Here is a 23,892-nt window from a genome sequence, read left to right as displayed (position 1 = left end):
TCACTACGGCGAAGAGGTGGTCAGCCGACGCCGGGTGGTCAGCCGACACTGCGGGTTAGCCGACGGAGTGCAGCCAGACCACGGGGGCGAAGTCGCTGGCGTAGCGGAAGGGCTCGAGTTCGTCGTCCCAGGCCTGCCCGAGGGCGAGGCGCAGCTCTCGGTGCAATTCGAGGGCGTTGGTGCCCGCTTCGTCCATCGCGGCGCGAATGCGGTCTTCGGGGATGACGGTGTTGCCGGCGCTGTCGGTCTGGGCATAGTAGATGCCGAGGTCTGGAGTGTGCATCCATCGACCGCCGTCACGCCCGGGTGCGGGGTCTTCGGTCACCTCGTAACGCAGGTGTTCCCAGCCGCGCAGAGCCGACGCGATGGCCGCCCCGGTGCCCGCCGCGCCTTCCCAGTAGAACTCGGAGCGCTGTGACCCGCGCAGCACGGGCTGCTCGATCCAGTCGAAGTTCACGGCACGACCAATAGCGCGACCTGCGGCCCACTCGACGTGGGGGCAGAGCGCGCGAGGGGCGGAGTGGATGTAGACCACTCCGCGTGCGACTGATGCGACCATGTGTTTTCTCCATTCGTGAGGTACGTCTTCCCCAACGACCTATGAATGGATGTGCACCCTCCGGATGCTCGCTCATGGCGCGTGCCGTGCTTTTTCGGTTGTGTGTTCTGCTTCAAGTCGACACCTGCCGACCTCCCCAGTATGACGGCGCGACGGGTAAATCACAAGGCTGTAACTCTGCTCTTCGTATACTCAGAGGTGCTACGTGAAGGAGGCTCGTCTGTGTCGGTTCGTGCGAGCATCCTGGGGGTCTTGACACTCGGTGCGGCCTACGGTCTGCAGGTGCACACGGAGATCGAAACCCGCAGCGAACGCATCGGCGAGATCAACGTCGGCCAGATCTACTCGACCCTCGCCCGTCTTCGCACTTCGGGCCTCGTCGAGGCGGCCGAGCTCACTCGCGACGGCCTTCCACTCTACGAATTGACGACGGATGGCCGGGCGGAGGCCGAGCGTTGGCTCACGACAGCCGAGCCGACCACGGGTGCGGCTCGCGCAAGCTGGCACGAGATGGTCGATCACGTGCTGATCGTGTCGTCGCTGCCTCACGGCGACGTCGCGGGCCTTGTCGAGTCGTATCGGCAGAACTGGCGCAGCATCGTCGACGAGACCCCCGTCTTCAACGACGAGGGGCGCGACCCGGGTTCGCTTCGCGGGCAGGCAGAGCGGATGCTCGCCGAATCTGCACTGGCCTGGCTCGACCAAGTCGTGCTGCGCCCGCCTGCCCCGACCGGGCCGTCCACCAAGCGGCCGCGCCGCGGCCGGCGCCCCGCTTTGATGCAGGTCTGATCGAGGGTAGTCGATGCCTGAATGATGCTCAGTTATGTAAACTGAGACTCGTTCAGCTTCGCCTCGACTCGATTGGAGCATTCTCATGTCTCGACCTCACCGCCCCCGTGCACGATCCGCCTCCGCTCGATCCGCCTCCGCTCGATCAGTGATGGGCATCGTGTTCGCCGCCGTCGTGTGTGCCGGCGCCTTGAGCCTGACCGCATGCTCGGGCTCAGCGAACTCGGCTCAGCCGGCGCAGCCTGCATCGACCTCGACCTCGGCGTCTGCATCCGGCTCGACGTCATCGTCGACCACCTCGCACTCGTCGGCATCCTCACATTCGTCGGCCGCTGGCGACGTTTCCGACACCGGCTCCAGCGCAGAGAGCTCACCGCAGACACAAGATGTGTTCTCGCTCACCGTCGGAGACTGCGTGAACGGCACATCGGTCGGTGAAGTCACCGATGTGCCGACCGTCGACTGCGCGGCTCCCCATGACCTCGAAGTGTTCTACGACTTCGACCTCACGGGTGATGTCTTTCCCGGTGACTCGGTGGTGAGCGACGCCGCGAAGGCAGGCTGTCAGGCGCAGTTCGACTCGTTCGTGGGAATCGCCTACGCCGACTCGGCTCTCGACTTCACGGAGTACACGCCGACCCAAGAATCGTGGTCGAGCGGTGACCGCACCGTCAGCTGTGTCGTGGGCGACCCGAACGGCAAGACCACCGGATCGCTGGCCGGAGCCGCCCGCTGACGCCAGACTCACGGGCCCCAGACCCGGGTGCCCCAGACGCAGGGGCTCAGACGCAGGGCCCTAGACGCAAGCGAGCGCTCGTCGTAGTTCGGCGGCGATAGCCGACGCACCCTTGGCGGCCAGTACGAGGCTGTAATGGTTCACATTCGGCACTTCGACGAACGTGATGAAGGGGAATTCGCTCTTCCACCCCGCCAGCTCGGACTCGCTGTACACGCCGGGCGCCTCGTTGAGCAGTCCGCGTGGCGCGGTGAGCACGCTGATCGTCGGTGCATCCGCCCCGCCCTCGCCGAACCCCGTCAACAGCTCTCGAATCGCGTGGCTGCCGTACAGCTCGCGCGCGTCGGCTTCGATGGCTTCCCTGCGTGAAACCGGCCGGTACCGCAGACTGCCGTCGGCCGCCAAGATCTCGACGAGGTCGTAGTCGGCCATCAGACCGAGCCTTTCACTCCAGGCGGCGGCGAGACCGGGGTGCAGGCGCCAGAACTTGCGGTAGAGGGCTTTGCTCGTGAACGTCAGTTCCGTGCGTCTGGCGACGGCAAGACCGAGCACGGCCTCGACCAGATCGACGTCATCGATGTTCAGGGGAACGGTGAGCGGCAGACCACCGTCGGCGAAAAACGCGCGGCTGAAGACCGACGGCATGGCGCGCAACACCGAAAGGCCCACGAATGCACCGAGCGAGTGCCCGACGATCACTAGATCACGCCGATGGTCGCCGGAGTCGAGCCGAAGGGCTTCGACGATGGCTCTCACATCGGCGACGTGCTGCGCGATTCCATAGGGCTCGGCAAGCTCGGCGCTGAGCCCGCGGCCCCGCAGATCGGGTGCGATGATGCGCGCCTCGGCAAACTCGGCCGCGAGAAACTGCCACGAGAGGTGCGAGCCCGTCATTCCGTGCAGAGCAAGGATGACCGGAGCATCCCCTGCCGACTCGGTGGTGTTCTCGGGCCGCCACTCCCCCACACGCAGCGGGCCGCCGGCGACGGGAATGTCATAGGTCAGGTAGGTCATGAAAACGCCTCATCGAAGATAGTGAGGGCGTGCCGACGCGCGCAGGCGTCGACCGCCGATGTTCGAAGCATCCCCTAAGACCGCGCCCTGCGATTCGCGGCCATCGATACGCTAGCTTGCCAGCGCCACCACGTCAATTCGAACCTGACGTTTTGTCGAATGCGGCGCGACGCGACACCCGCTCCTGCGACACAGCACCCAGTGCGAGCCTGTATCGTGGACGTGCAGCCTCTTCAGCCCGGTGCGAAGCGGCGCTCAGGGGCGTTAGCTCAGCTGGTTAGAGCAGCGGACTCATAATCCGTCGGTCGCGGGTTCAAGTCCCGCACGCCCCACCTGATGAACGATGAACCAGGCCCAGCAGTGAACGACGACGACGCCGACGAAGTGACAGCGGCCCCGACGGCGACCACCACCGAGAAAAAACGTCACCCACGGCTGCGCCGGCGAATCATCATCGGGGCAATTGCAGTCGTGCTGGCCGCCGGCCTCGGTGGCGGGTACTGGGCGTGGAATGCGTCGGCCCAGAGCCGCGAGACTGCGGCAGCGACCAGTGTGCAGACGCAACTCCAGGCACAGATCGACGCAGCCCACGCGTTCAACGCCCGGCTGAGCGCTGTGCAAGGCGTCACCACGCGCATCCATTCCGTTGTGGAAAGCTCCGATTTTGCAGCCGATGCACTCGCCGAGGCCGCACCGCTGGGCGCAGCACTGTCGGCGATGGATGCTCTGGCCAAGGCCGCACCCGCAGACCCGCCTGCCACGACTACTCCGAACGAGCCCGCCGGTGAAACCGCCGGTTACCGCTGGCCGTGGCAGCTGACCTCCGACGCCGAGCACCTCGAGTCGCAGGCTGCCGCCGCAGAACGAGCCGCCGCCGATCTCAGAACGGCAGCCGCCCAGACTGCCGACGCCGGCCGCACCCTCGCCTCAGCAGAAGCCGCCTACTTCGCGGCGCTGGCTGCACACGCCAACGCCACCATTACCGATAGCCCGCTGTCGAACCGCTCCATTCAAGCACCCCTCACCGAGCTGATCGATGAGGCGCAGAATCCGAGTATGAGTGCGTCTCGCGACGGAACCTTTCTCACCTCGATGGTCGACGCCGAGGCGCGCGTGCGCGACTCGCAGGCCACGAACCAGGCCCATCTGAACGACCCGGCGTGGTCGGTGCGCAACGAAATCGAGAGCTACGCCCGTTCGCTGAGCGACGGTGTCGCCCTCGAGTTCGTCTGGGCGCCTGAAGTGGCGGGGTATGGCGAAGACTGGCTGTCGGGCACCACCCAGACCTGGGACACCAACGGCAGCAATGGCCCTGGCAGCGTCGAGTATACCTACGCGATCATCAGTCTGAACTACTCCGTCGAAGAAGCCTGGAACGACGGCCCGGATGCTCGGGCGCTCGTCACTCACGAGGTTGGCCACAGTCAGATGTACCGCTGCTGGCCGCAGTACTCGGGGCCGAGCTTCAGTCGCAATGACGAAACCTGGGCGACCGCCTGGTCGATCAGCTACGGGTTCGACGTGCCCGGCTCGGGCATCGAGGCTTACGGGCGCCCCACCGACGACCAGATCTCCGTGGCAGGTCAGTGCCACTGACGCAGATCCGGGCTGCCCTGCCGGCCTGGCGGCGCGACGCCGCTGAGAGCTCAGGGCGCCGCGACCGCAGCCATTAACGCCGCGGCTAGTGGGCCGCGTCGGTGGAGTCGACGGGAACGTGCTGCAGAGCATCCGGTGCAGCGGGCACAGCCGCCCCGGCACTCGCCCCGGCCGTCGCCTCGGCGGCGAGTTCGGCCTCGAGTGCGGGCACGTCGATCTCGGATGCCCCGCGGTAGAGCTGCTCGAACGTCATGATGGTGCGTTGCAGGTCGTGGGCCTGAATGAAGCGCAGCGACGCGCGTTTGAACGTGTCGAGTTCTTCTTGCGGAAGCCGCAGCAGGCGCTCCAGCTTGTCGGCGAGCTCTTGAGCATCGCCGGGCTGGAACAAGAAGCCGTTCTGGTCGTCTTTGACGAGGTGGGGCAACGCCATGGCGTTCGCGGCGACGACGGGCAGGCCGGAGGCCATGGCCTCCATGGTGGCGATGCTCTGCAGCTCGGCGATCGACGGCATAGCGAAGACAGTGGCGTTCGTGTAGGCCGCGCGCAGCTCGTCTTCGGTGACATAACCGGTGAAGTTCACGCGGTCGGCCACCCCGAGCTGCTTGGCGAGGTTCTCGAGGTGCTTGAGCAGGTCACCGCCGCCCACGATGTCGAGCTTCGCGTCGAGGTCGGCCGGCAGTAGCGTCATCGCCTTGATGAGCACGTCGATCTGCTTCTCGCCCGTGACCCGGCCGACGAACAGAATGCGGTTCTCGGTGCGCGGGGTGAAGTCGGGTGTGTAGTTCTCGGCGTCGATTCCGCACGAGATGGCGAGCACGCCGTCGAGCCCGGTGTACTTCTCGAGAAAGTCTGCCGCGCTCTGCGTCGGTGTGGTGACCACGTCGGCCCGGCCGAAGGTGCGTTTGGCTGCGCGCCAGGCCATGCCCACGGCTCGCTCTTGCCAAGACTTCGGCAGCAGCGTGAACTCGAGCAGGTTCTCGGGCATGAAGTGGTTGGTGCCGATGATACGAACGCCACCGCGTTTGCGCGCGGCGATCGACAGGCCACGACCCACGATGATGTGCGACTGGAAGTGCACGACGTCGGGGTCGACCTCGTCGAGAATGCGGTCGCTGTTCTTATTGATGAACCACGGCTCCGACCAGCGCAGCCAGTCATGCGGATACCAGCGGTAGCTGCGCAGCCGGTGCACTGTGATGTCTTGGCCGTCGTACTCTTCGACCCAGGTGCCGTGCTTGCGCGTAGCCGCAGGCGCCACCACGTGCACGTCGTGGCCGCGAGCGGCGAGGCCCGACGCGAGACGCTGCGAGAACCGGGCGCTGCCATTGACGTTCGGCGAGAACGTGTCTGCGCCGATGACGACCGTGAGCGGCTTGTCGGTGCGCGCCGTGATGCCCGTTTCGGCACGCGGCTGCACAGGCTTCTCGGGGCGCGCCGCCGAGGGGGCGGTGTTGGTTCCGGAAGTATCTGACAAGTAGGGCTCCTAGTGTTCGCTCTGAGGATGATATCGGGCCAGACCGAACACACCCAGTATTGCCAAGATTCCCGTCAAGGCAAAGCCGACAAGTGCGATGGTTGGGGCCTGCGACGCTTCGTTGAGCACGACGATGCCGATTCCGACCGCGACGATCGGGTCGATCACGGTGAGACCGGCGATCACGAGGTCGGGCGGGCCCAGTGTGTAGGCCGTCTGAATGAGGTACGCGCCCGCGGCGGAGCCCACGATCATCCCGAGCAGGCAGATGAAGGTGAGCCACTCGAAATCGCCCTGCTGGATGCGGCTGATGACCACCTTGGCGAGGGTGGCGACGAAGCCGTAGAGCACACCGGCACCCACGATGTAGGCGACCGCTTTCATGCGCTTGCGGAACAGCACGAACGCCACGACGAACACCACGAGAACAATCGCCATGATGCTGGCGACCGTTTCGAGTTGCTGGTCGCTCACCGGGGTGTCGACGGCGCTGAAAGCGGCGATCAAGACAAAAGCACCAACCCCGCCGACGCACATGATGACCGAGATCACGGATGCCCGGTTCAGCTTGGAGTGCGAGACCCGTGAATTGAGAATCGCCGTGATGACCAGCGCCACTGCACCGAGGGGCTGCACCACGATGAGCGGCGACAGACTCAGAGCGACCAGCTGCAGCACGATCGCGCCGCCGAGCATCAGGGTGCCGAAAACCCACGAGGGGCGGCTGAACAGCGCACCGAACTGACCGAGATCCAGCCCGCCGGTCACCTTGCGGGTACTTCGCGCTTCGACCTTCTTGACGCCGCTGTGCTGCAGTTGCGCGCCGAACGACAAGAACACGGCGCCGAGCAGAGCAACAGGAATGCCCAGGAACTGCGCGGGGTTCAGGCTCAGCTGTGCTGAGGCCAGAGCGAGGTCGAGGGACACTTTCCGACAGTACCGCGATTTGCTGGCGGAGGGCTGGCAGGCACGCCAGGCAGCCCGGCACGGAGCGTTCCCATAAACTTGGCGAATGGCCGTTCTTCCGATCCGCATCTCGGGCGACCCGGTGCTGCACGCACCCGCGGCCCCGGTGACCCAGTTCGATTCCGACCTGCGCACGCTCGTCGCCGACATGGTGGAGACGATGCACCTCGCCCCGGGCGTCGGCCTCGCCGCTCCCCAAGTCGGCGTTCCGCTGCGGCTGTTCGTGTACGAATTCACTGACGGCGACGGAGTCAAGCACGAGGGCACCGCGATCAACCCGGTGTTGCTGATCAGCCCGCCGCCGGTAGTCGAGGCCGAGGAATCCGACTCCGAGGGCTGCCTGTCGTTTCCCGGTGAACGGTTTCCTCTGGTGCGCTCGAGCACGGCGCTGCTTCGGGCGGTCGACATCGACAACGTTCCCTACGAGATCGAGACGGACGGCTGGCTGGCGCGCATCTTTCAGCACGAGTACGACCACCTCGACGGGTATTTGTACATCGACCGGCTCGAATACCCCTACGCCAAGGCGGCGGCGAAGATCGCCCGCAAGCGCAGCTGGGGTGCCCCTGGGCAGAGCTGGATGCCCGGCGTCGACACCTTCGACGGCGGCGCGTAGCCCCGGCCAGGGTTTGCGCGGCGGCGCGCCCCGCGGCGAGCAAGCCGATCGTGAGCAGATTGGCGACTCGGGCGGGCGTAGGCCGCGCGAACACGGCCGGCGGAATCAGGTAGCCGGCGAACCGAGCGCGAAACAGGCCAGAGACGCCAGAATGATGAGCTGCCACATCGTCACGAGGGCATCCCCTCGATCGGAGCGATCTCCGCGGTGTCGGGCGGCTCGCCACTGCCGCGATGAGATCGTGGGCCGAGCCAATTCGTCAGCCCGACCCCCACCGCGACCACAGCGGCGACGGTGAGCGGCAGACCGGCGCGAGAACAGGCGTCAGCAGGGCCGCAACGAGCCCGGCGGCCACTGCGACGGCCGGAGCCTGCAGATGCTTCAGACGGGGCCAGAGCAGCCCGAGAAAGGCCGCGGCGGCGGCGGCGAGTCCGTAGGCGCTCACGTCGCCGATCACGGTCGTGATGTTCCAGCCCACGAACACGACGAAACCGGTGAGCCAGAAGCCGACACGTTGCGCCCGAAGGAATTCGGGGTTATGCCGGTTACGAGCCCAGGAATTCGCTGGGAGATGAGAAAAAGGCCGCCGGGGTGGAGCCCTGACGACCTTTTCGCTCCCCGACTTGGACTCGAACCAAGAACCTGCCGGTTAACAGCCGGCTGCTCTGCCAATTGAGCTATCGAGGAATGCTGAAACAGCTTGGTTACATTATCACGAAACACCGCATCACTAAATCGAGCGACCCTCAGCCTGCTCGCAAACGTCGCGTTCAGGCCCGCTTTTCGCGCGCTTTGGCCAATCCGGCGACATACGGATGCCGTGGATCGCCCAGCACCTCGTCGATCGTGCCCAGCCCCACGACGACGCCCTCGTGCAGCACCACGATGCGGTCGACCGACTTGCGCAGGACCTCGAGGTCGTGGCTCACGATGAGGGCCGTGGCCCCGCGCTCGCGCTGCAGCTTCGAGATCACGTCGATGACGGGGCCGCGCACCGATACGTCGACCCCGGCTGTCGGCTCGTCGACCACCAGAAAGACCGGGTCGAGGATGAGCGACCGCGCAATCGCGACCCGTTGACGCTGCCCGCTCGAGAGCTCGTGCGGCAGTTTCAGCGCCGTACCGTTCGCCAGCAGCAGGGCGTCGAGCAGGGTCGCGACACGGAGACTGGCGTCTTTTTCGTTGTACCGCCGGTCTCGGGCGAAGAGCGGCTCGGCGACCGATTCGGCGATCGTCATATTCGATGTGAGCGCACTCGACGAATCTTGGGCCAGGTACCCCACGCCGAACGTCAGCCGGTTGAGTTTGCGACCGTGCACGCCTTTTCGCAAGTCGTAACCGAGAACGCTGAGCGAACCGCCGACGACGCGCGGGGTCGATTCGCGGTTTCCGCTCGTCGCCTGGCCTGCCGCCACGCGAGCGAATGTGGACTTGCCCGAACCGCTCGAACCGACCAGACCGACGATCTCGCCCGGCTCGATGCGCAAGCTCACACCGCGCACCGCCGTGTAGGCGGGGCTCACGCTGTGCGCGGGGTACTCGATGGTGACGTCAGACGCCAGCAGTACGGGCTCACTCATTCTGCGAGCCTAACAACGCCACGCAGTGCTGGCTCCGACCTACCGCGGCGGGCCGCAACTCGACGATCGGCGCAACGAGAGCGACATGTGCGGACGAGAGCGACCGCCGCGCTGGTCGCTCTCGTCCGCAAGGGTCGCTTTCACGAATCGCGCCCCCGCGCGGTGCCGCGGTGGCGCCCCCCGCGTGGTGCGGCTCAGTCGGCGTGGATGGTGCGCCGATCGGCCTCGAGCTGTACGAGTTCGCGCTGCAGGGTGCGATACGCGTCGGGCTCTGCCGTTGCATCCGTTCGCTGAAGCTGGCCCAGCACCTCTTCTTTGCGCCGCACGAGGTGTCGCTCGATCAGCGACGAGGTCACGCGGCGCAAGTACACGTCTAGTTCACGCTCGGGGCGCTCGGGAATCGGCGCCACGGCGAGTTGCTCGACAAGGCCCTTGTACTCGGGCTGCACTGCGCCGACGATGATTCCGACCCAGTCGGGCGCCTCGAACGAGTCGATCGACAGTGCGATCGCGTCGCGAACGGCAGCCAGCGCAGCGTTGCTGTAGCCGACACCGGATGCCCGTGCCATCAGCTCGCGGCCCACCGAGGTGGGGTATTGCAGCATCGCCATCAGCGCATCGCGCTCGAGGCGGGCGGATGTCGTCGCCGGCAACGACGTCAGCGACACCGCCGGCGTCGCCGACGGGATGATCGTGGCGGGAATGAACTGCTCCGCGCCGTACGCGGCGGCGCCCTGACCGAAAGTTCCCTGACCCGAGGTGGCCTGACCTGAAGTGCCCTGTCCGGAGCCGGCGCGTGCGCTGCCCTGACCGGCGCCCACTTGGCCTGAACCCACTTGGCCTGCACCCACCTGGCCTGCACTGACGGAGCCTGCACCGACTGGGCTCGCGCCCGCGTGGGCTGCACCCGCCGAGTGCCTGCCGCCCGCAGACGACCCCCACGAGCCCGATGAGCCCGCCCCAGAAGAACCTGATGACGCCGCGCGCGACGACCCTCCAGAGCCCGCTGAGGCTGTTGTGGACTGTGTTCTGCTGCTCGCTTCGACCGCCCGTGACACCTCACCGATGTCGACCCCGAGCAACCGAGCGAGTTCCCTCGTATAACCCGGGCGCAGGGCGGGATCGCGAATGTCGGCGACGACCGGAGCGGCATCGCGTAGTGCGGCGGCACGGCCCTCGACGGTGTTCAGGTTGTACTGCGACAGCTTCTGCTTGATGACGAACTCAAACATCGGCTTCTTCGATGAGATGAGCCGGCGCACCGCGTCGTCACCGCGATTGAGCCGCAGGTCGCACGGATCGAGACCGTCGGGCGCGACCGCCACGTAGGTCTGGGCCGCAAAGCGCTGCTCTTCGCTGAAGGCCCGCATGGCCGCCTTCTGGCCGGCCGCGTCGGGGTCGAACGTGAACACGACCTCGCCGAGGCCCGTGGTGTCGTCGCCCAGGATGCGGCGCATCACCTTGATGTGGTCGACGCCGAATGACGTACCGCAGGTCGCGACGGCCGTCGTCACTCCGGCGAGATGGCACGCCATGACGTCGGTGTAGCCCTCGACCACCACCACCTGACGGCTGCGCGCGATGTCGCGCTTGGCCAGGTCGAGCCCGTAGAGCACCTGCGACTTGTGATAGACCGGCGTCTCGGGTGTGTTGAGGTACTTGGGGCCTTTGTCGTCGTCGTACAAGCGGCGGGCACCGAACCCGACGGTCTGCCCCGTCTGGTCGCGGATGGGCCAGATGAGCCTGCCGCGAAAGCGGTCGTAACTGCCGCGCTCCCCCGTCGAGGTGAGCCCGGCTGTGCTCAGTTCTTCTGCCGTGTATCCCAGCGCGCGCAGGTGCTTGCCGAGGTTGTCCCAGCCTTGCGGCGCGTAGCCCACGCCGAAGCGCTGCGCGGCGGCGGCGTCGAAACCGCGTTCGCCGAGAAAGCGCCGCCCGGCATCCGCACCCTCCGTACCGAGTTGCTCGGTGAACCAGAGCCGAGCGGCCTCGTTGGCCGCAAGCAGGCGTGCACGGTTGCTGTGGTCGGTGGCCTGACCGCCGTCTTCGTAGTGCAGCTCGTAACCGATCTGACCGGCGAGCCGTTCGACCGCTTCAGCGAACGAGACATGGTCGAGTTTCTGCAGAAAGGTGAAGACGTCGCCTCCTTCTCCGCAGCCGAAGCAATGGTAGTAGCCGACCTGAGGTCGCACATGAAAGCTCGGCGACCGCTCGTCGTGAAAAGGGCACAGACCCTTCATCGAGCCGATTCCCGCGCTCTTCAGCGTGACGAACTCCCCCACCACGTCGGCGATGTTGATACGCGCACGCACCTCGTCGATGTCGCTGCGCAGAATGCGGCCGGCCATGCGCGGGCCTACGCTTTGTCGCCGGCGGTGAGGCGGCGGTGCCAGGCGAGCGCGGACTGGTCGGTGAGGCTCGCGACCTGATCGACGATGACGCGCTTACGTGCGTCGTCGTCGTCGGCAACGGCCCAGTCGCCGGCGAACGAGGTCTCGAGGTGCGCATCTCCCGCAGCGAGCAGCAGCTCGGCGAGTTCGACCAGCAGCACCCGCTGGCCACGGTAGAGCGGCTTGCGCTTGCTGCTCGACATCACGAAGGCCGCGACGACCCCCTTGAGCACGGCGATCTCGGCCGCTACCGAACGCGGCACGATGACGTCAGCCCGGTACCGGGTGAGGCTCGTGCTTTCGTAGGCAGCGCGTGTCGCCTGCGTCGCCGAGCCCGAGAATCGCCCGATCAGCTGACTGGTGAGGTTCTTCAGGCGCGCCTGCGCAATCCTGCTGCCGTCGTAACTGTCGATCCAGATGTCGAGCGAATCGAGCCGGTCGAAAGCAGCGACCAGCTCGTCGTGACCGAAGGCCTCGCCCACCCACGCCTGCATGCTGGTGACGAGCGCATCGTGATCGACTCGGCTGCCGAGCGCCGGCACATCGATGTAGCCGTTGAGCACGGCGTCTTCGAAGTCGTGCACCGAGTAGGCGATGTCGTCAGAGAGATCCATCACCTGCGCTTCGATGCAGAGCCGGCCGTCTGGCGCCTGCTCGCGCAGCCAGCGGAACACCGGCTCGTCGTCGGGGTAGACCCCGAACTTCTGCCGCCCGCTGGCGTCGGCGACCGCCTCGGTGGCGGGCCACGGATACTTGCAGCTGGCGTCGAGGCTGGCGCGAGTGAGGTTCAAGCCGTAGCCGCGACCGTCGTCGTCGAAGACCTTCGGTTCGAGCCGGGTGAGAATACGCAGGCTCTGCGCGTTGCCCTCGAACCCGCCGATGTCGTCGGCCCACTCCGAGAGCGCCCGTTCGCCGTTATGACCGAACGGTGGATGCCCGAGGTCGTGCGCGAGGCAGGCGGTGTCGACCACGTCGGGGTCGAGCCCGAGGCTCGCGGCGAGCTCTCGACCGACCTGAGCCACTTCGAGGGAATGCGTGAGGCGGTTGCGCGCAAAATCGAGGTCGGCCGTCGGAGAGAGCACCTGGGTCTTGGCGGCCAGGCGCCGCAGCGCGCCGGAGTGCAGCAGGCGCGCCCGGTCGCGAGCGAAATCGCTGCGCCTCGTGTAGTGCTCTTCGGGCAGCGGGCGCTCGGTGTCGTGCTCTGTGTAGCCCGACGTCGTACGCCCCGACACCCGACGCCCCGACACCGCGACAGCCTCATCCAATGTTTCTGCTGTGCCCGCTTCAGCCACCGCTGTGCTCCAGTTCGGCGCCGGCGAGTTCGGCGCGGCCCGGCTGGTCGAGCGTGCGCGACTCGAGCCAGTTGTTCGGCAGCGCGGGCCGCTTGGGGGTGCCGGCGCGACCGCGGGGGCCCTCGGCGTCGACCCCGGGGTATTCGATGGTGGGGTCGAGAGTGGCGAGCAGAGCATCCATTTCGGCCAGCGACGTGACCATGGCCAGAGCCGCACGCACCTCGTGGCCCACCGGGTACCCCTTGAAGTACCAGCCGACGTGTTTGCGAATGTCGCGGCAGGCGCGCTCTTCGCTGTCGAAGAAGTCGACGAGCAACTCGGTGTGCCGGCGCAGCGCAGTGGCGACCACGCCGAGCGGCGGGTGGGCGCGTGCTTCGAGCGCCTCGGCCTCGCTGATCTCGCCGTACCGAGCGCGGAACGCGGCCGCGAGGTCGCCGAAGAGCCATGGGCGGCCCAGGCAGCCTCGGCCCACGACCACGCCGTCGCAGCCCGTCTCGTCGACCATGCGCAGGGCGTCGTCGGCCGACCAGACGTCGCCGTTACCGAGCACCGGAATGCTCGTGATGGTCTCTTTCAGCGTGGCGATGGCGGCCCAGTCGGCGTGCCCCGAGTAGAACTTGGCCGCAGTGCGCGCGTGCAGAGCGACGGCCGCGACACCCGCGCCTTCGGCTGCGCGGGCCGCCTCGAGGTAGGTGAGGTGGTCGTCGTCGATGCCCTTGCGCATCTTCACCGTGACCGGAATGCTGCCCGCCGCGCCCACTGCGGCCTCGACGATGGCGCGGAACAGGTCTGTCTTCCACGGCAGAGCGGCTCCGCCGCCCTTGCGAGTGACCTTCGGCACCGGGCAGCCGAAGTTCATGTCGATGTGGTCGGCGCGGTCTTCGGCGACCAGCATGGTCACTGCCTCTGCCATGGTTTTCGGGTCGGTGCCGTAGAGCTGAATGGAGCGCGGCGTCTCTGACTCGTGGTGCGTGATGAGGCGCAGCGACTCGGCGGTGCGCTCGACGAGGGCCCGAGAGGTGATCATTTCGCTCACGTACAGCCCGGCGCCGTATTCGCGGCAGAGGCGACGGTAGGCGGTATTCGTGATGCCGGCCATGGGCGCGAGAATGACCGGCACGTCGAGTTCGATCGGGCCGATGGTGAGCCGCGGCGTGCGGGTGAGAACGGTGGAGGAAGACATTTGTTCTATTCTCCCAGACAATCCCGGCGGCCGCCCTGAGACGGCGGCCGGTTGTGCAGAACTATTCAGCGCGAGCGTCTGTGGATGATTCCCCGGGCACGACACACACGCCGTCGATGCCACACACGGCACCGTCGGGCGTGTCGACTGCTCCGATCATCGTGAACACCGGAGACGACTGCCCGATCTTCGTCACAGTAACTTTCGTCACGTCAACCGCGTCTACCATCAGACCGTCGCCTCCTCGGGCTCGGCCGCGCGCTCCTGCGTGATCTGCGTCAGCACCTGAGCGAACGTCGAGGCGTCTTGCGCGCCCGAGACGCCATATTTCTGATCGAACACGAAGAACGGCACACCCTGAATGCCGTATTCGATGGCCTGAGCCTGATCGGCCTTCACGTCCGCCAGAAACTCGTGCTCGCGCAGGCTTCGCAGCACGTCGTCACGGTCGAGTCCGATCTCTGCAGCCAGGTCGACGAGGTCTTCGTCGCGGCCGACGTGTCGGCCCTCTTCGAAGTAGGCCTTGAGCAAGCGCTCCTTCATCTCGAGTTGCACACCGTGCGCCTTCGCGTAGTGAATCACCTCGTGCGCCTTGATGGTGTTCGTGTGCTTCAGCGCGTCGAAGTCGTAGTGCAAGCCGACTGTTTCGGCGATGCCGGTCACGCGGTCGAGCATCGCGATGGTCTGCTCCGGTGCGAACCCCTTGTGCTTGGCGAGAAAGTCGATTTCGCTGCCATCGAAGTCCACCGGAGTATCGGGCGAGAGCTCGAAGCTGTGGTAAACGACCTCCACGGGGGCGGCCTCGCCCGCGGCGCTGAGGTTGTATTCGGTCACCCCGTTCTCGAACTTGCGCTTGCCGATGTAGCACCACGGGCAGGCGACGTCAGACCACACGTCGACTTTGATTGCTTGCGTCATATCCAGCACAACGACACGGCCGCCGGAGCTATTCCCGAACAACTGAGAGGCCGGGAATGCTCGGCCCCGGGCATCCGGTTAGATAGAACTATGACGCTTACCGGTACGCAACGAGTCGAACAGGATGCCCGGGAACGAGGCCTCACCATCGAGATCGTCGAGCGGCCGGCCGCCGACAGCCTCGAGTCGGCCGCGGCGCTGCTCGGGCTCGAGCCCTCTGACGTGATCAAGTCGCTCGTCGTCAAGCGGCACGACGGCGACTACCTGTTCGCGCTCACTCCCGGCGACCGGCAGATCAGCTGGTCGAAGCTGCGCACGCTGCTCAAAGTGAACAAGCTCTCGCTGCCCGCCGCCGAGCTCGCCTTCGAGGCGACCGGGTACGAACGCGGCACGATCACTCCGCTCGGCAGCACCAACGCGCTGCCCGTCTTCGCCGACGAACGGATGGTCGGCAAACGTGTCGCGCTGGGCGCCGGTGAGCACGGCCACAGTCTGCTCGTCGACGCGGATGCTCTACTCGCCTCGCTCGGAGCCACCGTCGCCGACATCACCGACCCCCTCAAGCCCCGCAGCTGATCTTCGGCGCGTCGTCGTGGCGCCCGGCCTTCTGTCTTTCTCGCGCGTCGTTTTCGGCCGCTATTGCCGGGCCAAAACGGCAGAAAACGACGCGCGAGAGCCGGCAGCGTATGGTCAGACCGTCAGACCGTCAGACCGTCAGACCGTCAGACCTTCGGGGCGTCGACGGCGCCCCCGAAGCGGCGGGTGCGGCCGGTGTAGTACTCGATGGCCTCCCAGAGGTCGGTACGGGTGAAGTCGGGCCAGAGCCGGTCGAGAAACACCATCTCGGCGTAGGCCGACTGCCAGAGCATGAAGTTGCTGGTGCGTTGTTCGCCGGAGCTGCGCACGAAGAGATCCACATCGGGCAGGTCGGGCACGTAGAGGTGCTTCTGGATGAGCTTCTCGCTCACCCCGGACGGCTTGAGCCGCCCGGCGGCGACTTCGGCGGCGATGCGCTGCACGGCATCCGTCAGCTCGTTGCGGCCGCCGTAGTTGACGCACATGGTGAGGGTGAGTTTCGAGTTGGCGGCGGTGAGGCGCTCGGCGTACTGCAGTTCGTTGATGACGGATGCCCACAACCGGGGCCTGCGCCCGGCCCAACGCACGCGCACCCCCCACTCGTTCAGCTGGTCGCGGCGCCGGTGCAGTACCTCGCGGTTGAAGCCCATGAGAAAGCGCACCTCGTCGGGCGAACGCTTCCAGTTCTCGGTGGAGAAGGCGTAGACGCTGAGGTGCTTCACGCCGATCTGGATGGCGCCGGCGACCACGTCGAGCAGTGCCGCCTCGCCGGCCTTGTGTCCCTCGACGCGAGTGAGGCCGCGGGCATTGGCCCAGCGTCCGTTTCCGTCCATCACGACAGCAACGTGCGCCGGAACCTCGGCGCGCGGAATGTCGGGCGGGTAGACACCCGTGTAATCGAGCGACTTGAAGTCGACGGCGGCGGGGTGGGTCTTGCCTACTCGGCTCATGCGGTGGTGCTTTCGGTTGCGGGCGGTGCGGTGGCGGTCGGTGCGGCGGTGAACGGCGGGGTGGCGGAGATGGGTGCGGTGGCGGCTGGCAACGGCGGGGTGGCTGAGGTCGCCCCGGCAGCGGCGGTCAGTGCGGCGGTGCGGGTCGGCGCGGCGGTGGCGGCTGCGAACGCCGGGGTCGCGTCAAGCGCAGCGGGGAGTGAGGGCACTGTGTCGACCGGACGCACGCGCTGCCGCGGGGCGAAGTTCTGCGTGGTGCGATCCACGTGCTGCAGCGAACGCAGGCCGCGCTCGAGATGCCACTGCGTGTAGGCCGCCACGATGCCGCTGGCCTGCGACCGCACACGCTCGCCCGAGGCATCCGCTGCGGCCCAGTCGCCGGAGAGCAGTGCGCCGAGCAACCCGAGCGTCGCCGCGTCGAGCCGGGGTGTGCCGGGCGGGGCGTATTCGTCGCTCACCACGCCGCCGAGTTGCACCACGAACGCCGAGTGCGGTCCGGCGACGCCTGACACTGCGCAGTCGAAGAAGCTCGGTGCCCAGCCGGCCATCGAGAGCGCGCGTAGCAGGTACGAATCAAGGGTCAGGCTCGAGCCGTGCTCGTTGCGCGCGAGTGAGCGCAACGCGCCGACCAGCAGCAGGTACTGCTGCTGTGTCGCATCCGCCTCTGTCAGCTTGTCGGCCGTCTCGACCATGGCGCTGGCCGCGGTGTAGCTCGCGTAGTCGGCCGAGATCTCGGCGCCGTACGAGGCGATGGTCTCGGCCTGCGTGATGGTGTCGAGGTTGCGCCCCTCGTAGAACTGCACGTCGGCCACCATGAAGGGCTCGAGGCGTGCGCCGAACTTCGAGGCGGTGCGCCTGACACCCTTCGCCACCGCACGGATCTTGCCGTGCTGCCGCGACAGCATCGTCACGATGCGGTCGGCTTCGCCCAGCTTGTGGGTGCGCAGCACGACGACGTCATCACGGTATAGGGGCACCCCTCCATTATCGCTGCCTCCCCCGACGCTGCGCCGGATGCCCGCCCCGCCCCGCGCGCCGACGCTCACCGTTCCCCCCGCTCCTCTCCGTCCCGTCCCCTCCCATCCCCCGAGCTGATCCGTTTTGCGCAGAAGCACCCAAATCGAGGCGTTGAGGTGCTTCTGCGCAAACTGGGCGGACGGCAGAGGAGCGGAAGGCAGAGGAACGGTGGCGGAGGGCGCCCGCGCCCGGGCGCGACACCGAGCCGGACCGCGACACGGCGTCAGACCGAGGTGAGCTCGCGGTCGTGGCCGGCGACGCGGATGGCGCGGTTGACGGCGCTGACGACGGCCTTCAGCGACGCCGTGGAGATGTCGGCGTCGATGCCGACGCCCCAGTAGGTGACGCCCTCGACCTGGCACTCGACGTAGGCGGCGGCCAGAGCGTCACCCCCGGCGCTCAGGGCGTGCTCGACGTAGTCGAACACCTTCACCTCGACGCCCTCTTGCGCCAGCACGTCGAGGAACGCCGCGATCGGCCCGTTGCCGTCGCCGACGATGGAACGCGATTCCGAACCGACCCGCAGGTCGACGGCCAGCGAGGTGGCCCCCGTGAGGTTGCTCGACGTCGAGGTGCGGGTCAACTCGAACCGGCCCCACTTGTCTTCGGCACGCGACGCGGGCGCCGGCAGGTACTCGTCTTGGAAGATGTCCCAGATCTGGTCGCTCGTCACCTCGCCGCCCTCGGCGTCGGTTTTGGCCTGCACAACACCGCTGAACTCGATCTGCAGCCGGCGCGGCAGGTCGAGTGCGTGGTCGTTCTTCAGCAGGTAAGCGACGCCGCCCTTGCCCGACTGCGAGTTGACGCGGATGACCGCCTCGTACGAGCGGCCCAGGTCTTTCGGGTCGACCGGCAGGTAGGGCACGGCCCACACCAGCGAGTCGACGTGCACGCCCTGCGAAGCGGCGTCGGCCTCCATGGCCTCGAAGCCCTTCTTGATGGCGTCTTGGTGCGACCCGCTGAAGGCGGTGTACACCAGGTCGCCGGCCCAGGGGCTGCGCTCGTGCACCTTCAGCTGGTTGACGTATTCGGCCGTGCGGCGGATTCCGTCGAGGTCTGAGAAGTCGATCTGCGGGTCTATGCCCTGCGTGAACATGTTGATGCCCAGCGCCACCAGGTCGACGTTGCCCGTGCGCTCACCGTTGCCGAACAGGCAGCCTTCGATGCGGTCTGCTCCGGCCAGGTAGCCCAGTTCGGCGGCAGCGACGGCAGTGCCGCGGTCGTTGTGCGGGTGCAGCGACAAGATCACATTCGACCGGTGGGCGAGGCGCCGCGACATCCACTCGATGGAGTCGGCGTAGACGTTCGGCGTCGCCATCTCGACAGTCGACGGCAGGTTCACGATGACCTTGCGCTCGGCCGTCGGCTCGAACACCTCGATGACCTGGTTCGAGATCTCGAGCGCGAACTCCAGCTCGGTGCCGGTGTAGCTCTCGGGGCTGTACTCGTAGTACACGGTGGTCTCGGGAATGGTCTTCTCGTACTCGCGGCACAGCCGCGCGCCTTCGAGCGCCAGGTCGACGATGCCCTGCTTGTCGCTTCTGAACACCACATCACGCTGCAGGATGCTCGTGGAGTTGTAGAGGTGAACGATGGCCTGCTTCGCGCCGACCAGCGACTCGTACGTGCGAGCGATGAGGTGTTCGCGCGCCTGCGTCAGAACCTGGATGGTGACGTCGTCAGGAATCGCGTTCTCTTCGATGAGGCTGCGCACGAAGTCGAAGTCGGTCTGGCTCGCGCTCGGAAAGCCGACCTCGATCTCTTTGTACCCCATGCGCACTAGCAGGTCGAACATGATGCGCTTGCGCTCGGGGTTCATCGGGTCGATGAGCGCCTGGTTGCCGTCGCGCAGGTCGACTGCGCACCAGCGCGGCGCCTGGGTGATGGTCTTCGACGGCCAGGTGCGGTCGGGCAGGTCGACGCCCAGGGTTTCGCGGTAGGGGCGGTACTTGTGCACCGGCATGGCGGTGGCGATTTGGTTGTTCTTCACGAGATCTTCCTCAAGTCTGGTTTCGTTTCAATGGTTTCAGCCAATGACGAACTCCGCGACGAGGAAGGCTTTATGAAAGCTCGTCGCGGCAGCTAAGAAGGAGCAGACCGAAAAACACCCTTCGAGAGTATCACGAACCGCGCGTTGCCAGCAGCGTGATGGCGTGGCGTGCCGAAAGTGTCGGAACATAGGCCCGCGCAAGCCCCACCCCGACGGCCGGAAGGGTGAGCGGATCGGCGTACGCCAGATACAGCGGCACGTTCTCGGGCCGGAACTTCTGCTTGAACGCGAGCAACGACTGAAACCCGTACACCGGCTCGAGCGCGCGCCCGAGCACATCGAGCAGAGCCGCCCGCGCGCCCGCTCCGACGACCTCCCCTTCCGCAGCATGCGACGCAGCGGGCGACGACACACTCGACGTGTGGGCCAGCGGCGCGGCCGACAGACTCACGAACTCGAGCCCGGCATCTTTCGACTGCAGGATGCTCGTGGCGATGATGAACTCCATGACCCCGTTCGCAGTGTCGGGCCGGCGCCGCATGAAGTCGAGCGTGTAGCCCACCACCTCGTCGTCGCGGTAGGTCGGCAGCCAGCTCGTCACCCCCAGCAGCCGATCGTCGGCGTCGAGCGCGAGCATCAGGCGCACCTCCGGGTCGATCAGCTCGTCGATACCGCCGAGCGTGAAGCCCATTTCGGGCAGGTTCTTGTCGGCCACCCAGAGCTCGGAGATCTCGCGCACCTGGTTCACCACGGCACTCGGCAGACGCTGGTACGAGGTCCACTCGGCGCGAAGGCCGACCTTCTTCGCCTTGTTGATGGCCGTGCGCACGTCTTGCTTCTTCTTGCCCTCGAGGGAGAACGACGCCAGAGGAATGCGCGCCTCTTCGGCGATCTGCATCATCGACCAGTGCAGGCCCGCGAAGGTCGGGGCGAGGTCGGCTGAGACGGCGTAGAACACCGGCGTCCAGCCGTGGTTGGTGCAGAAGGCAGCGAACTGGGCGATGACGGAGGCCCGGACATCCGCCGCCCCGCCCGCACCGTCACCACTCGTGTCGCCGCCCGCACCAGAACCGCCGCCCGCATCGCCCGAACCTCCGACCCCGAGCGGCTCCCCCGTCGCGATCGCGATGCCGTTCACCACCCGGTACACGATGGCCGCATCACGATCGGGAGCGAACCAGTAGTGGTTGCCGCTCCAGGTCGCAATCCACGACAGCGATCCGCGGCCGCCGGCGTGCAGCAGCGACCGGATGCGCGCCTCATCGCCTGCCAGCTGACCCAGCCGATGGCGTGACACCGACATCACGGCGGTGACGGCCACGACGAACCAGAACAGCGGCCCCACCCACTCGTAGACGAACCGCGCCGCGTCGCCCGACGGAAAGACATCGACCCGTTCCAACGACAGAAACCCGACCGGCATGAATCGCTCGGGCAGATCGTTGAGCAGATCGCCGAGGCTCACCGGCGGGGTGAACTGGTCGCGCAGCGTGTAGGCCACCGCGAGATAGACCGCCGAAATGACGATCAGCGCGCTGAAGATGATGATGAAGAACCGCGGCGTCGCCCCGAACTGCGAATCGGCGGGAAAGATGCGCCGACTGAACACCAGCAAGCCCGCGATGAAGAGCGGAAGCAGCACCGAGAACACCACAGAGACGCTGTTCTGGTTGAAGGAGCCGTTCGTGGTGTCGAAGAAGGTATTGGAGCCGATGGCCGGAAAGACGCCGTAGTAGACGATGCCGAGAACCGACAGAAAAACGTTGACAGCGACGGCGAGCCACAGAGCGACGCGACGCCCGCGCAGAATTCCCAGCGCGGCGATCAGCAGCACGACGAGCGGCAATACGGTGACGAGAATCGGCCCGAGCCCGTCGAGGCGGGCGGTGGCGTACGCCTCGGAGCACACGTCGCTGTAGCCGACCGTCGAGCACTGCGCCGCGATCGCCGCCGGGTTGGAGAGCGTGTCGCGAAAAACCAGTCCCAGTGGCTGCAGCGGCCCGAATCCGTTCGGCGCGACGATGGTGATCAGGGGTCCGACAGCGGTGATGGCGACCAGGGCCGCGAGCAGGGAACGCTGTTCGCGATGCGTGCTGCGGCGCAAGGCCGGCACCGCCGCTCGCGCTTTGTTCGATGCTCGCGCCTGCCGAGTTTCACGGCGCAGCTTCCACAGCACAATGCCCAGAATCAGACCCACCAGCCCGGCGAACGTGCGGTAGATGTCGACAGGCATGCCCGAATAGAGCACGAACATCAGCAGAACGGTGAGCCCGAGAATGCGAATGCGCCGGCGAAGCAGCGGCCCCGCGAAGGCGCTGGCCGCCATGAGGGTTCCCACGATCGGGATGATCGGGTCTACTGTCGGGTTCGCCCGGCTCTGCACCGCCGCCTGCAGCCCGAGCCACAGGCCGATGCCCTGCACCACGAGCCCGAGCGTCACGCCGAGCACGGCCACGACGACGTACGAGACGATCGCCCGCCAGGTGCCCATCAGTCGTTCTGCGGCACCCAGCAGAATCAGGATGAGCGGCACCACGATCACGATGTGCAGAGCACGAGCGGCGAACAGCACCGACGTGATCGACGCGAACACGTGGTGCTGGGTCACCACCGAGTCGAAGCTCAGCGAGAGAAGGGTGTCGAAGAGGCGGTAGACCGGCGCGCGAAAAACGAGCTGCAGCACGCCGATGACGACGGCGATGCCGGCGATGACGAGCGTGAACGGAATAGACGCGGCCCAGCGCCCGACCGCGCGCAGCGCCCGGCGTGGCCGGCCTGAGCTGCGTGGGCGGCCCGCCCGGTCTGGCTGGCCCGCGGCCGGCTGAACACGCACAGCCGGCGCGGTGTTGACGTCTCTACTCACGAGGCCAGCCCGAAGTGGTCGGCGAGCAACGAGAACCCCCGCTGGAACGCATACGAGGCGGTCGTATAGTCGTGGCCGCTGCCCGGCGCCACGAAGTAGGTCACGGTCATGCCCGCCGCTTTCGCCGCAGCCGAAATCTGCTCGGCGTAGGGCCGAAAAACATCGTCGGTCTCACCGACCGAGAATACTGCGAACGTGCTGGTAAAAGGTGAGTGTTTTTTCAGAATATTCACGGGCTTAGCGGCTTCGTAGGCCGCCGCATTGCCGGCGAAGCCGCCGGCAATCGTCGTAGCTTCGTCTCCGTTACTCGGCACCAGCTCGCCCGATACGTCGAGAATCGAACCGAACAGTTCAGGATGCGCCGCACCGAGCTGAATCGAACAGGTGCCGCCTTGCGAGAAGCCGGCTATACCCCATCCGCCCGGCGCCGCGGCCACGGGCAGGTGCGCCTTGATCCACGAGACCACATCGACGGTCAGATACGTCGCCGAGTTGCCGAGGGCGCCGTCGACGCACATCGGGTTGTTCGCGGGGTCGCCGATCTGGTCGGGCGACACGACGATCGGCGCCAGCCCGTGGTGCGCCGCCGCGTAGGCATCGAGCGACGCTTCGAGGTGACCGGAGACGAGCGGATCCGACGGCTGCCCGGGCTGCCCCGAGAGGGTGATGACCACCGGCAGGGCGGGTGGATGCTCGGTCAGGGCCGCCGGCGGCAGATACACCTCGGCGTCGCGCGCTACGAATCCGCTCACGGTCGAGGGTATCTCGACCTCGCTCACCGTGCCGACTGCGGGCTGATCTGCGGGCGCCACCCAACTGCTGCCGAGAGTCGCCGTGGTGTTGGTAGCGCTCGGACTGGCCAGTGGCGGCAGTGCCCGCTCGGCGAACGGGCTGATGCCCAGCACCGAGTTCACGGTCGGATAGGTTCCGATATCGATGTTGATGCTCATGGCCGTCGTCGCGACGAACACCACGATCGAAACGGCCGAGAGCACCGTACGCGGCCAGCGCGAGCCGAAGAACGAGCAGACGCACACCGCGATGGCGGCGAATCCGGCGGCGATCCAGAGGTAGGCGGCAAGCGACAGGCCCACGCCGAAGAGATCGAACCATTCGGTGGTCACCCAGGTCGCCCCGAGTCCCAGCCCTGCCCCGACCACCAGCGCGATGAGGCAGGTCACGAGCCAGCGGCGGCGCTTCCAGCCGGCCCCCGGCCGAAACACCAGCTGCACCAGCAGAAGCGCGGCGGCGACGACGTAGAGCGCCACGACCAGGCCCCCGTCGACGATGCTGACGGTTCCGAGCGAACCCATGCACTTACCTCATTCGAACAGAGCAGCCCCCACAGGCACGGCGTCGTGCGTCATGTCGTGTCACATTCCGCCA

20 protein-coding genes, 2 tRNA genes and 1 pseudogene are annotated in these 23,892 nt (G+C 66.8%); 6 read left to right on the top strand and 17 right to left on the bottom strand.

Translation table 11 applies throughout. The annotated features are described in order from the left end of the window. Positions 1-55: 55 nt before the first annotated feature. Positions 56-559: a DUF3145 domain-containing protein gene (locus tag LQ955_RS05215; RefSeq protein ID WP_231027135.1), complete on the bottom strand. Its 504-nt coding sequence runs from the start codon at positions 557-559 to the stop codon at positions 56-58. Positions 560-781: 222 nt separating this feature from the next. Between LQ955_RS05215 and LQ955_RS05210 the strand changes: the two genes are divergently transcribed. Together LQ955_RS05210 and LQ955_RS05205 are read left to right on the top strand one after the other, a co-directional pair. After that, on the top strand, positions 782-1,348 hold the full coding sequence (locus LQ955_RS05210) for a PadR family transcriptional regulator (RefSeq protein ID WP_231027134.1): 567 nt from the start codon (positions 782-784) through the stop codon (positions 1,346-1,348). A 151-nt stretch (positions 1,349-1,499) separates the two neighbouring features. Continuing rightward, positions 1,500-2,084, top strand: a complete 585-nt coding sequence (locus LQ955_RS05205; RefSeq protein ID WP_231028053.1) for a septum formation family protein — start codon at positions 1,500-1,502, stop codon at positions 2,082-2,084. Between the two features lie 60 nt (positions 2,085-2,144). On the opposite strand, the gene LQ955_RS05200 is transcribed toward LQ955_RS05205, so the two are convergent. Beyond that, positions 2,145-3,098, bottom strand: coding sequence for an alpha/beta fold hydrolase (locus LQ955_RS05200; RefSeq protein WP_231027133.1), 954 nt, complete (start codon positions 3,096-3,098; stop codon positions 2,145-2,147). Positions 3,099-3,356: 258 nt separating this feature from the next. Here LQ955_RS05200 and LQ955_RS05195 point away from each other — a divergent pair. Both LQ955_RS05195 and LQ955_RS05190 read left to right on the top strand, forming a co-directional pair. Next, a tRNA-Ile gene (locus tag LQ955_RS05195) sits at positions 3,357-3,430 on the top strand. A 4-nt stretch (positions 3,431-3,434) separates the two neighbouring features. Further along, positions 3,435-4,694 carry a flagellar basal body-associated FliL family protein gene (locus LQ955_RS05190; RefSeq protein ID WP_231027132.1) on the top strand — a complete coding sequence of 420 codons (1,260 nt, stop codon included), beginning with the start codon at positions 3,435-3,437 and terminating at the stop codon, positions 4,692-4,694. Positions 4,695-4,779: 85 nt separating this feature from the next. Here the strand turns inward: LQ955_RS05190 and LQ955_RS05185 are convergent, their stop codons facing one another. Beyond that, positions 4,780-6,111, bottom strand: coding sequence for a glycosyltransferase (locus LQ955_RS05185; protein WP_231028052.1), 1,332 nt, complete (start codon positions 6,109-6,111; stop codon positions 4,780-4,782). 66 nt (positions 6,112-6,177) lie between these two features. Further along, positions 6,178-7,095 carry a DMT family transporter gene (locus tag LQ955_RS05180; RefSeq protein ID WP_231027131.1) on the bottom strand — a complete coding sequence of 306 codons (918 nt, stop codon included), beginning with the start codon at positions 7,093-7,095 and terminating at the stop codon, positions 6,178-6,180. Positions 7,096-7,180: 85 nt separating this feature from the next. Between LQ955_RS05180 and def the strand changes: the two genes are divergently transcribed. Further along, complete coding sequence (gene def / locus LQ955_RS05175; RefSeq protein WP_231027130.1) at positions 7,181-7,750, top strand: peptide deformylase; 570 nt, start codon at positions 7,181-7,183, stop codon at positions 7,748-7,750. Between the two features lie 259 nt (positions 7,751-8,009). Here the strand turns inward: def and LQ955_RS20115 are convergent, their stop codons facing one another. The 8 genes from LQ955_RS20115 to LQ955_RS05135 all read right to left on the bottom strand — a co-directional run bounded on the left by LQ955_RS20115 (position 8,010) and on the right by LQ955_RS05135 (position 15,110). Next, positions 8,010-8,228, bottom strand: coding sequence for a hypothetical protein (locus tag LQ955_RS20115; protein WP_313788386.1), 219 nt, complete (start codon positions 8,226-8,228; stop codon positions 8,010-8,012). 136 nt (positions 8,229-8,364) lie between these two features. Further along, a tRNA-Asn gene (locus LQ955_RS05165) sits at positions 8,365-8,437 on the bottom strand. A gap of 83 nt (positions 8,438-8,520) precedes the next feature. Continuing rightward, complete coding sequence (locus LQ955_RS05160; protein ID WP_231027129.1) at positions 8,521-9,330, bottom strand: ATP-binding cassette domain-containing protein; 810 nt, start codon at positions 9,328-9,330, stop codon at positions 8,521-8,523. 194 nt (positions 9,331-9,524) lie between these two features. Then, entirely contained in the window at positions 9,525-11,675 is a 2,151-nt protein-coding gene (dnaG, locus tag LQ955_RS05155) for a DNA primase (RefSeq protein WP_231027128.1), read from the bottom strand. Positions 11,676-11,683: 8 nt separating this feature from the next. Then, positions 11,684-12,982: a deoxyguanosinetriphosphate triphosphohydrolase gene (locus tag LQ955_RS05150; RefSeq protein ID WP_231027127.1), complete on the bottom strand. Its 1,299-nt coding sequence runs from the start codon at positions 12,980-12,982 to the stop codon at positions 11,684-11,686. 19 nt (positions 12,983-13,001) lie between these two features. Next, positions 13,002-14,192, bottom strand: a complete 1,191-nt coding sequence (gene dusB / locus LQ955_RS05145) for a tRNA dihydrouridine synthase DusB (RefSeq protein WP_231027126.1) — start codon at positions 14,190-14,192, stop codon at positions 13,002-13,004. 61 nt (positions 14,193-14,253) lie between these two features. Beyond that, the gene (locus LQ955_RS05140) at positions 14,254-14,403 is read right to left on the bottom strand and encodes a hypothetical protein (protein ID WP_231027125.1); all 150 of its coding nucleotides are present in this window, start codon (positions 14,401-14,403) and stop codon (positions 14,254-14,256) included. Between the two features lie 17 nt (positions 14,404-14,420). Then, positions 14,421-15,110 (bottom strand): DsbA family oxidoreductase, encoded by a 690-nt coding sequence (locus LQ955_RS05135; protein ID WP_231027124.1) that lies wholly within the window; start codon positions 15,108-15,110, stop codon positions 14,421-14,423. A gap of 90 nt (positions 15,111-15,200) precedes the next feature. On the opposite strand from LQ955_RS05135, the gene LQ955_RS05130 reads away from it, so the two are divergent. Then, positions 15,201-15,686 (top strand): aminoacyl-tRNA deacylase, encoded by a 486-nt coding sequence (locus LQ955_RS05130; RefSeq protein WP_231027123.1) that lies wholly within the window; start codon positions 15,201-15,203, stop codon positions 15,684-15,686. 146 nt (positions 15,687-15,832) lie between these two features. Here LQ955_RS05130 and LQ955_RS05125 read toward each other — a convergent pair whose 3' ends face one another. The 5 genes and pseudogenes from LQ955_RS05125 to LQ955_RS05105 all read right to left on the bottom strand — a co-directional run bounded on the left by LQ955_RS05125 (position 15,833) and on the right by LQ955_RS05105 (position 23,819). Then, positions 15,833-16,636: an isoprenyl transferase gene (locus LQ955_RS05125; protein ID WP_231027122.1), complete on the bottom strand. Its 804-nt coding sequence runs from the start codon at positions 16,634-16,636 to the stop codon at positions 15,833-15,835. 254 nt (positions 16,637-16,890) lie between these two features. After that, positions 16,891-17,613: pseudogene (recO, locus tag LQ955_RS05120) on the bottom strand (DNA repair protein RecO); the annotation flags it as partial. Between the two features lie 263 nt (positions 17,614-17,876). Beyond that, entirely contained in the window at positions 17,877-19,616 is a 1,740-nt protein-coding gene (leuA, locus tag LQ955_RS05115) for a 2-isopropylmalate synthase (RefSeq protein WP_390623471.1), read from the bottom strand. A 157-nt stretch (positions 19,617-19,773) separates the two neighbouring features. Further along, complete coding sequence (locus tag LQ955_RS05110) at positions 19,774-22,506, bottom strand: bifunctional lysylphosphatidylglycerol flippase/synthetase MprF (protein ID WP_231027120.1); 2,733 nt, start codon at positions 22,504-22,506, stop codon at positions 19,774-19,776. Next, positions 22,503-23,819, bottom strand: a complete 1,317-nt coding sequence (locus LQ955_RS05105; protein WP_231027119.1) for an alpha/beta hydrolase — start codon at positions 23,817-23,819, stop codon at positions 22,503-22,505. The genes LQ955_RS05110 and LQ955_RS05105 overlap by 4 nt, the downstream gene beginning before the upstream one ends. Positions 23,820-23,892 lie beyond the last annotated feature (73 nt).

This window comes from Subtercola endophyticus, from assembly GCF_021044565.1.
In the GTDB taxonomy this organism is placed as follows: Bacteria; Actinomycetota; Actinomycetes; order Actinomycetales; family Microbacteriaceae; genus Subtercola; species Subtercola endophyticus.
The sequence above is the reverse complement of the archived record's forward strand: the minus strand, read 5'-3'. Positions and strand labels throughout refer to the sequence as shown.

Excerpts from the sequence above, each read along its gene's own strand:
- LQ955_RS05215 (WP_231027135.1), bottom strand. The coding sequence starts at position 559 with ATGGTCGCATCAGTCGCACGCGGAGTGGTCTACATCCACTCCGCCCCT.
- LQ955_RS05205 (WP_231028053.1), top strand. The coding sequence starts at position 1,500 with ATGGGCATCGTGTTCGCCGCCGTCGTGTGTGCCGGCGCCTTGAGCCTG.
- LQ955_RS05200 (WP_231027133.1), bottom strand. The coding sequence starts at position 3,098 with ATGACCTACCTGACCTATGACATTCCCGTCGCCGGCGGCCCGCTGCGT.
- LQ955_RS05190 (WP_231027132.1), top strand. The coding sequence starts at position 3,435 with ATGAACGATGAACCAGGCCCAGCAGTGAACGACGACGACGCCGACGAA.
- def (WP_231027130.1), top strand. The coding sequence starts at position 7,181 with ATGGCCGTTCTTCCGATCCGCATCTCGGGCGACCCGGTGCTGCACGCA.
- LQ955_RS05160 (WP_231027129.1), bottom strand. The coding sequence starts at position 9,330 with ATGAGTGAGCCCGTACTGCTGGCGTCTGACGTCACCATCGAGTACCCC.
- dnaG (WP_231027128.1), bottom strand. The coding sequence starts at position 11,675 with ATGGCCGGCCGCATTCTGCGCAGCGACATCGACGAGGTGCGTGCGCGT.
- dusB (WP_231027126.1), bottom strand. The coding sequence starts at position 14,192 with ATGTCTTCCTCCACCGTTCTCACCCGCACGCCGCGGCTCACCATCGGC.
- LQ955_RS05135 (WP_231027124.1), bottom strand. The coding sequence starts at position 15,110 with ATGACGCAAGCAATCAAAGTCGACGTGTGGTCTGACGTCGCCTGCCCG.
- LQ955_RS05130 (WP_231027123.1), top strand. The coding sequence starts at position 15,201 with ATGACGCTTACCGGTACGCAACGAGTCGAACAGGATGCCCGGGAACGA.
- LQ955_RS05125 (WP_231027122.1), bottom strand. The coding sequence starts at position 16,636 with ATGAGCCGAGTAGGCAAGACCCACCCCGCCGCCGTCGACTTCAAGTCG.
- leuA (WP_390623471.1), bottom strand. The coding sequence starts at position 19,616 with ATGCCGGTGCACAAGTACCGCCCCTACCGCGAAACCCTGGGCGTCGAC.
- LQ955_RS05105 (WP_231027119.1), bottom strand. The coding sequence starts at position 23,819 with ATGGGTTCGCTCGGAACCGTCAGCATCGTCGACGGGGGCCTGGTCGTG.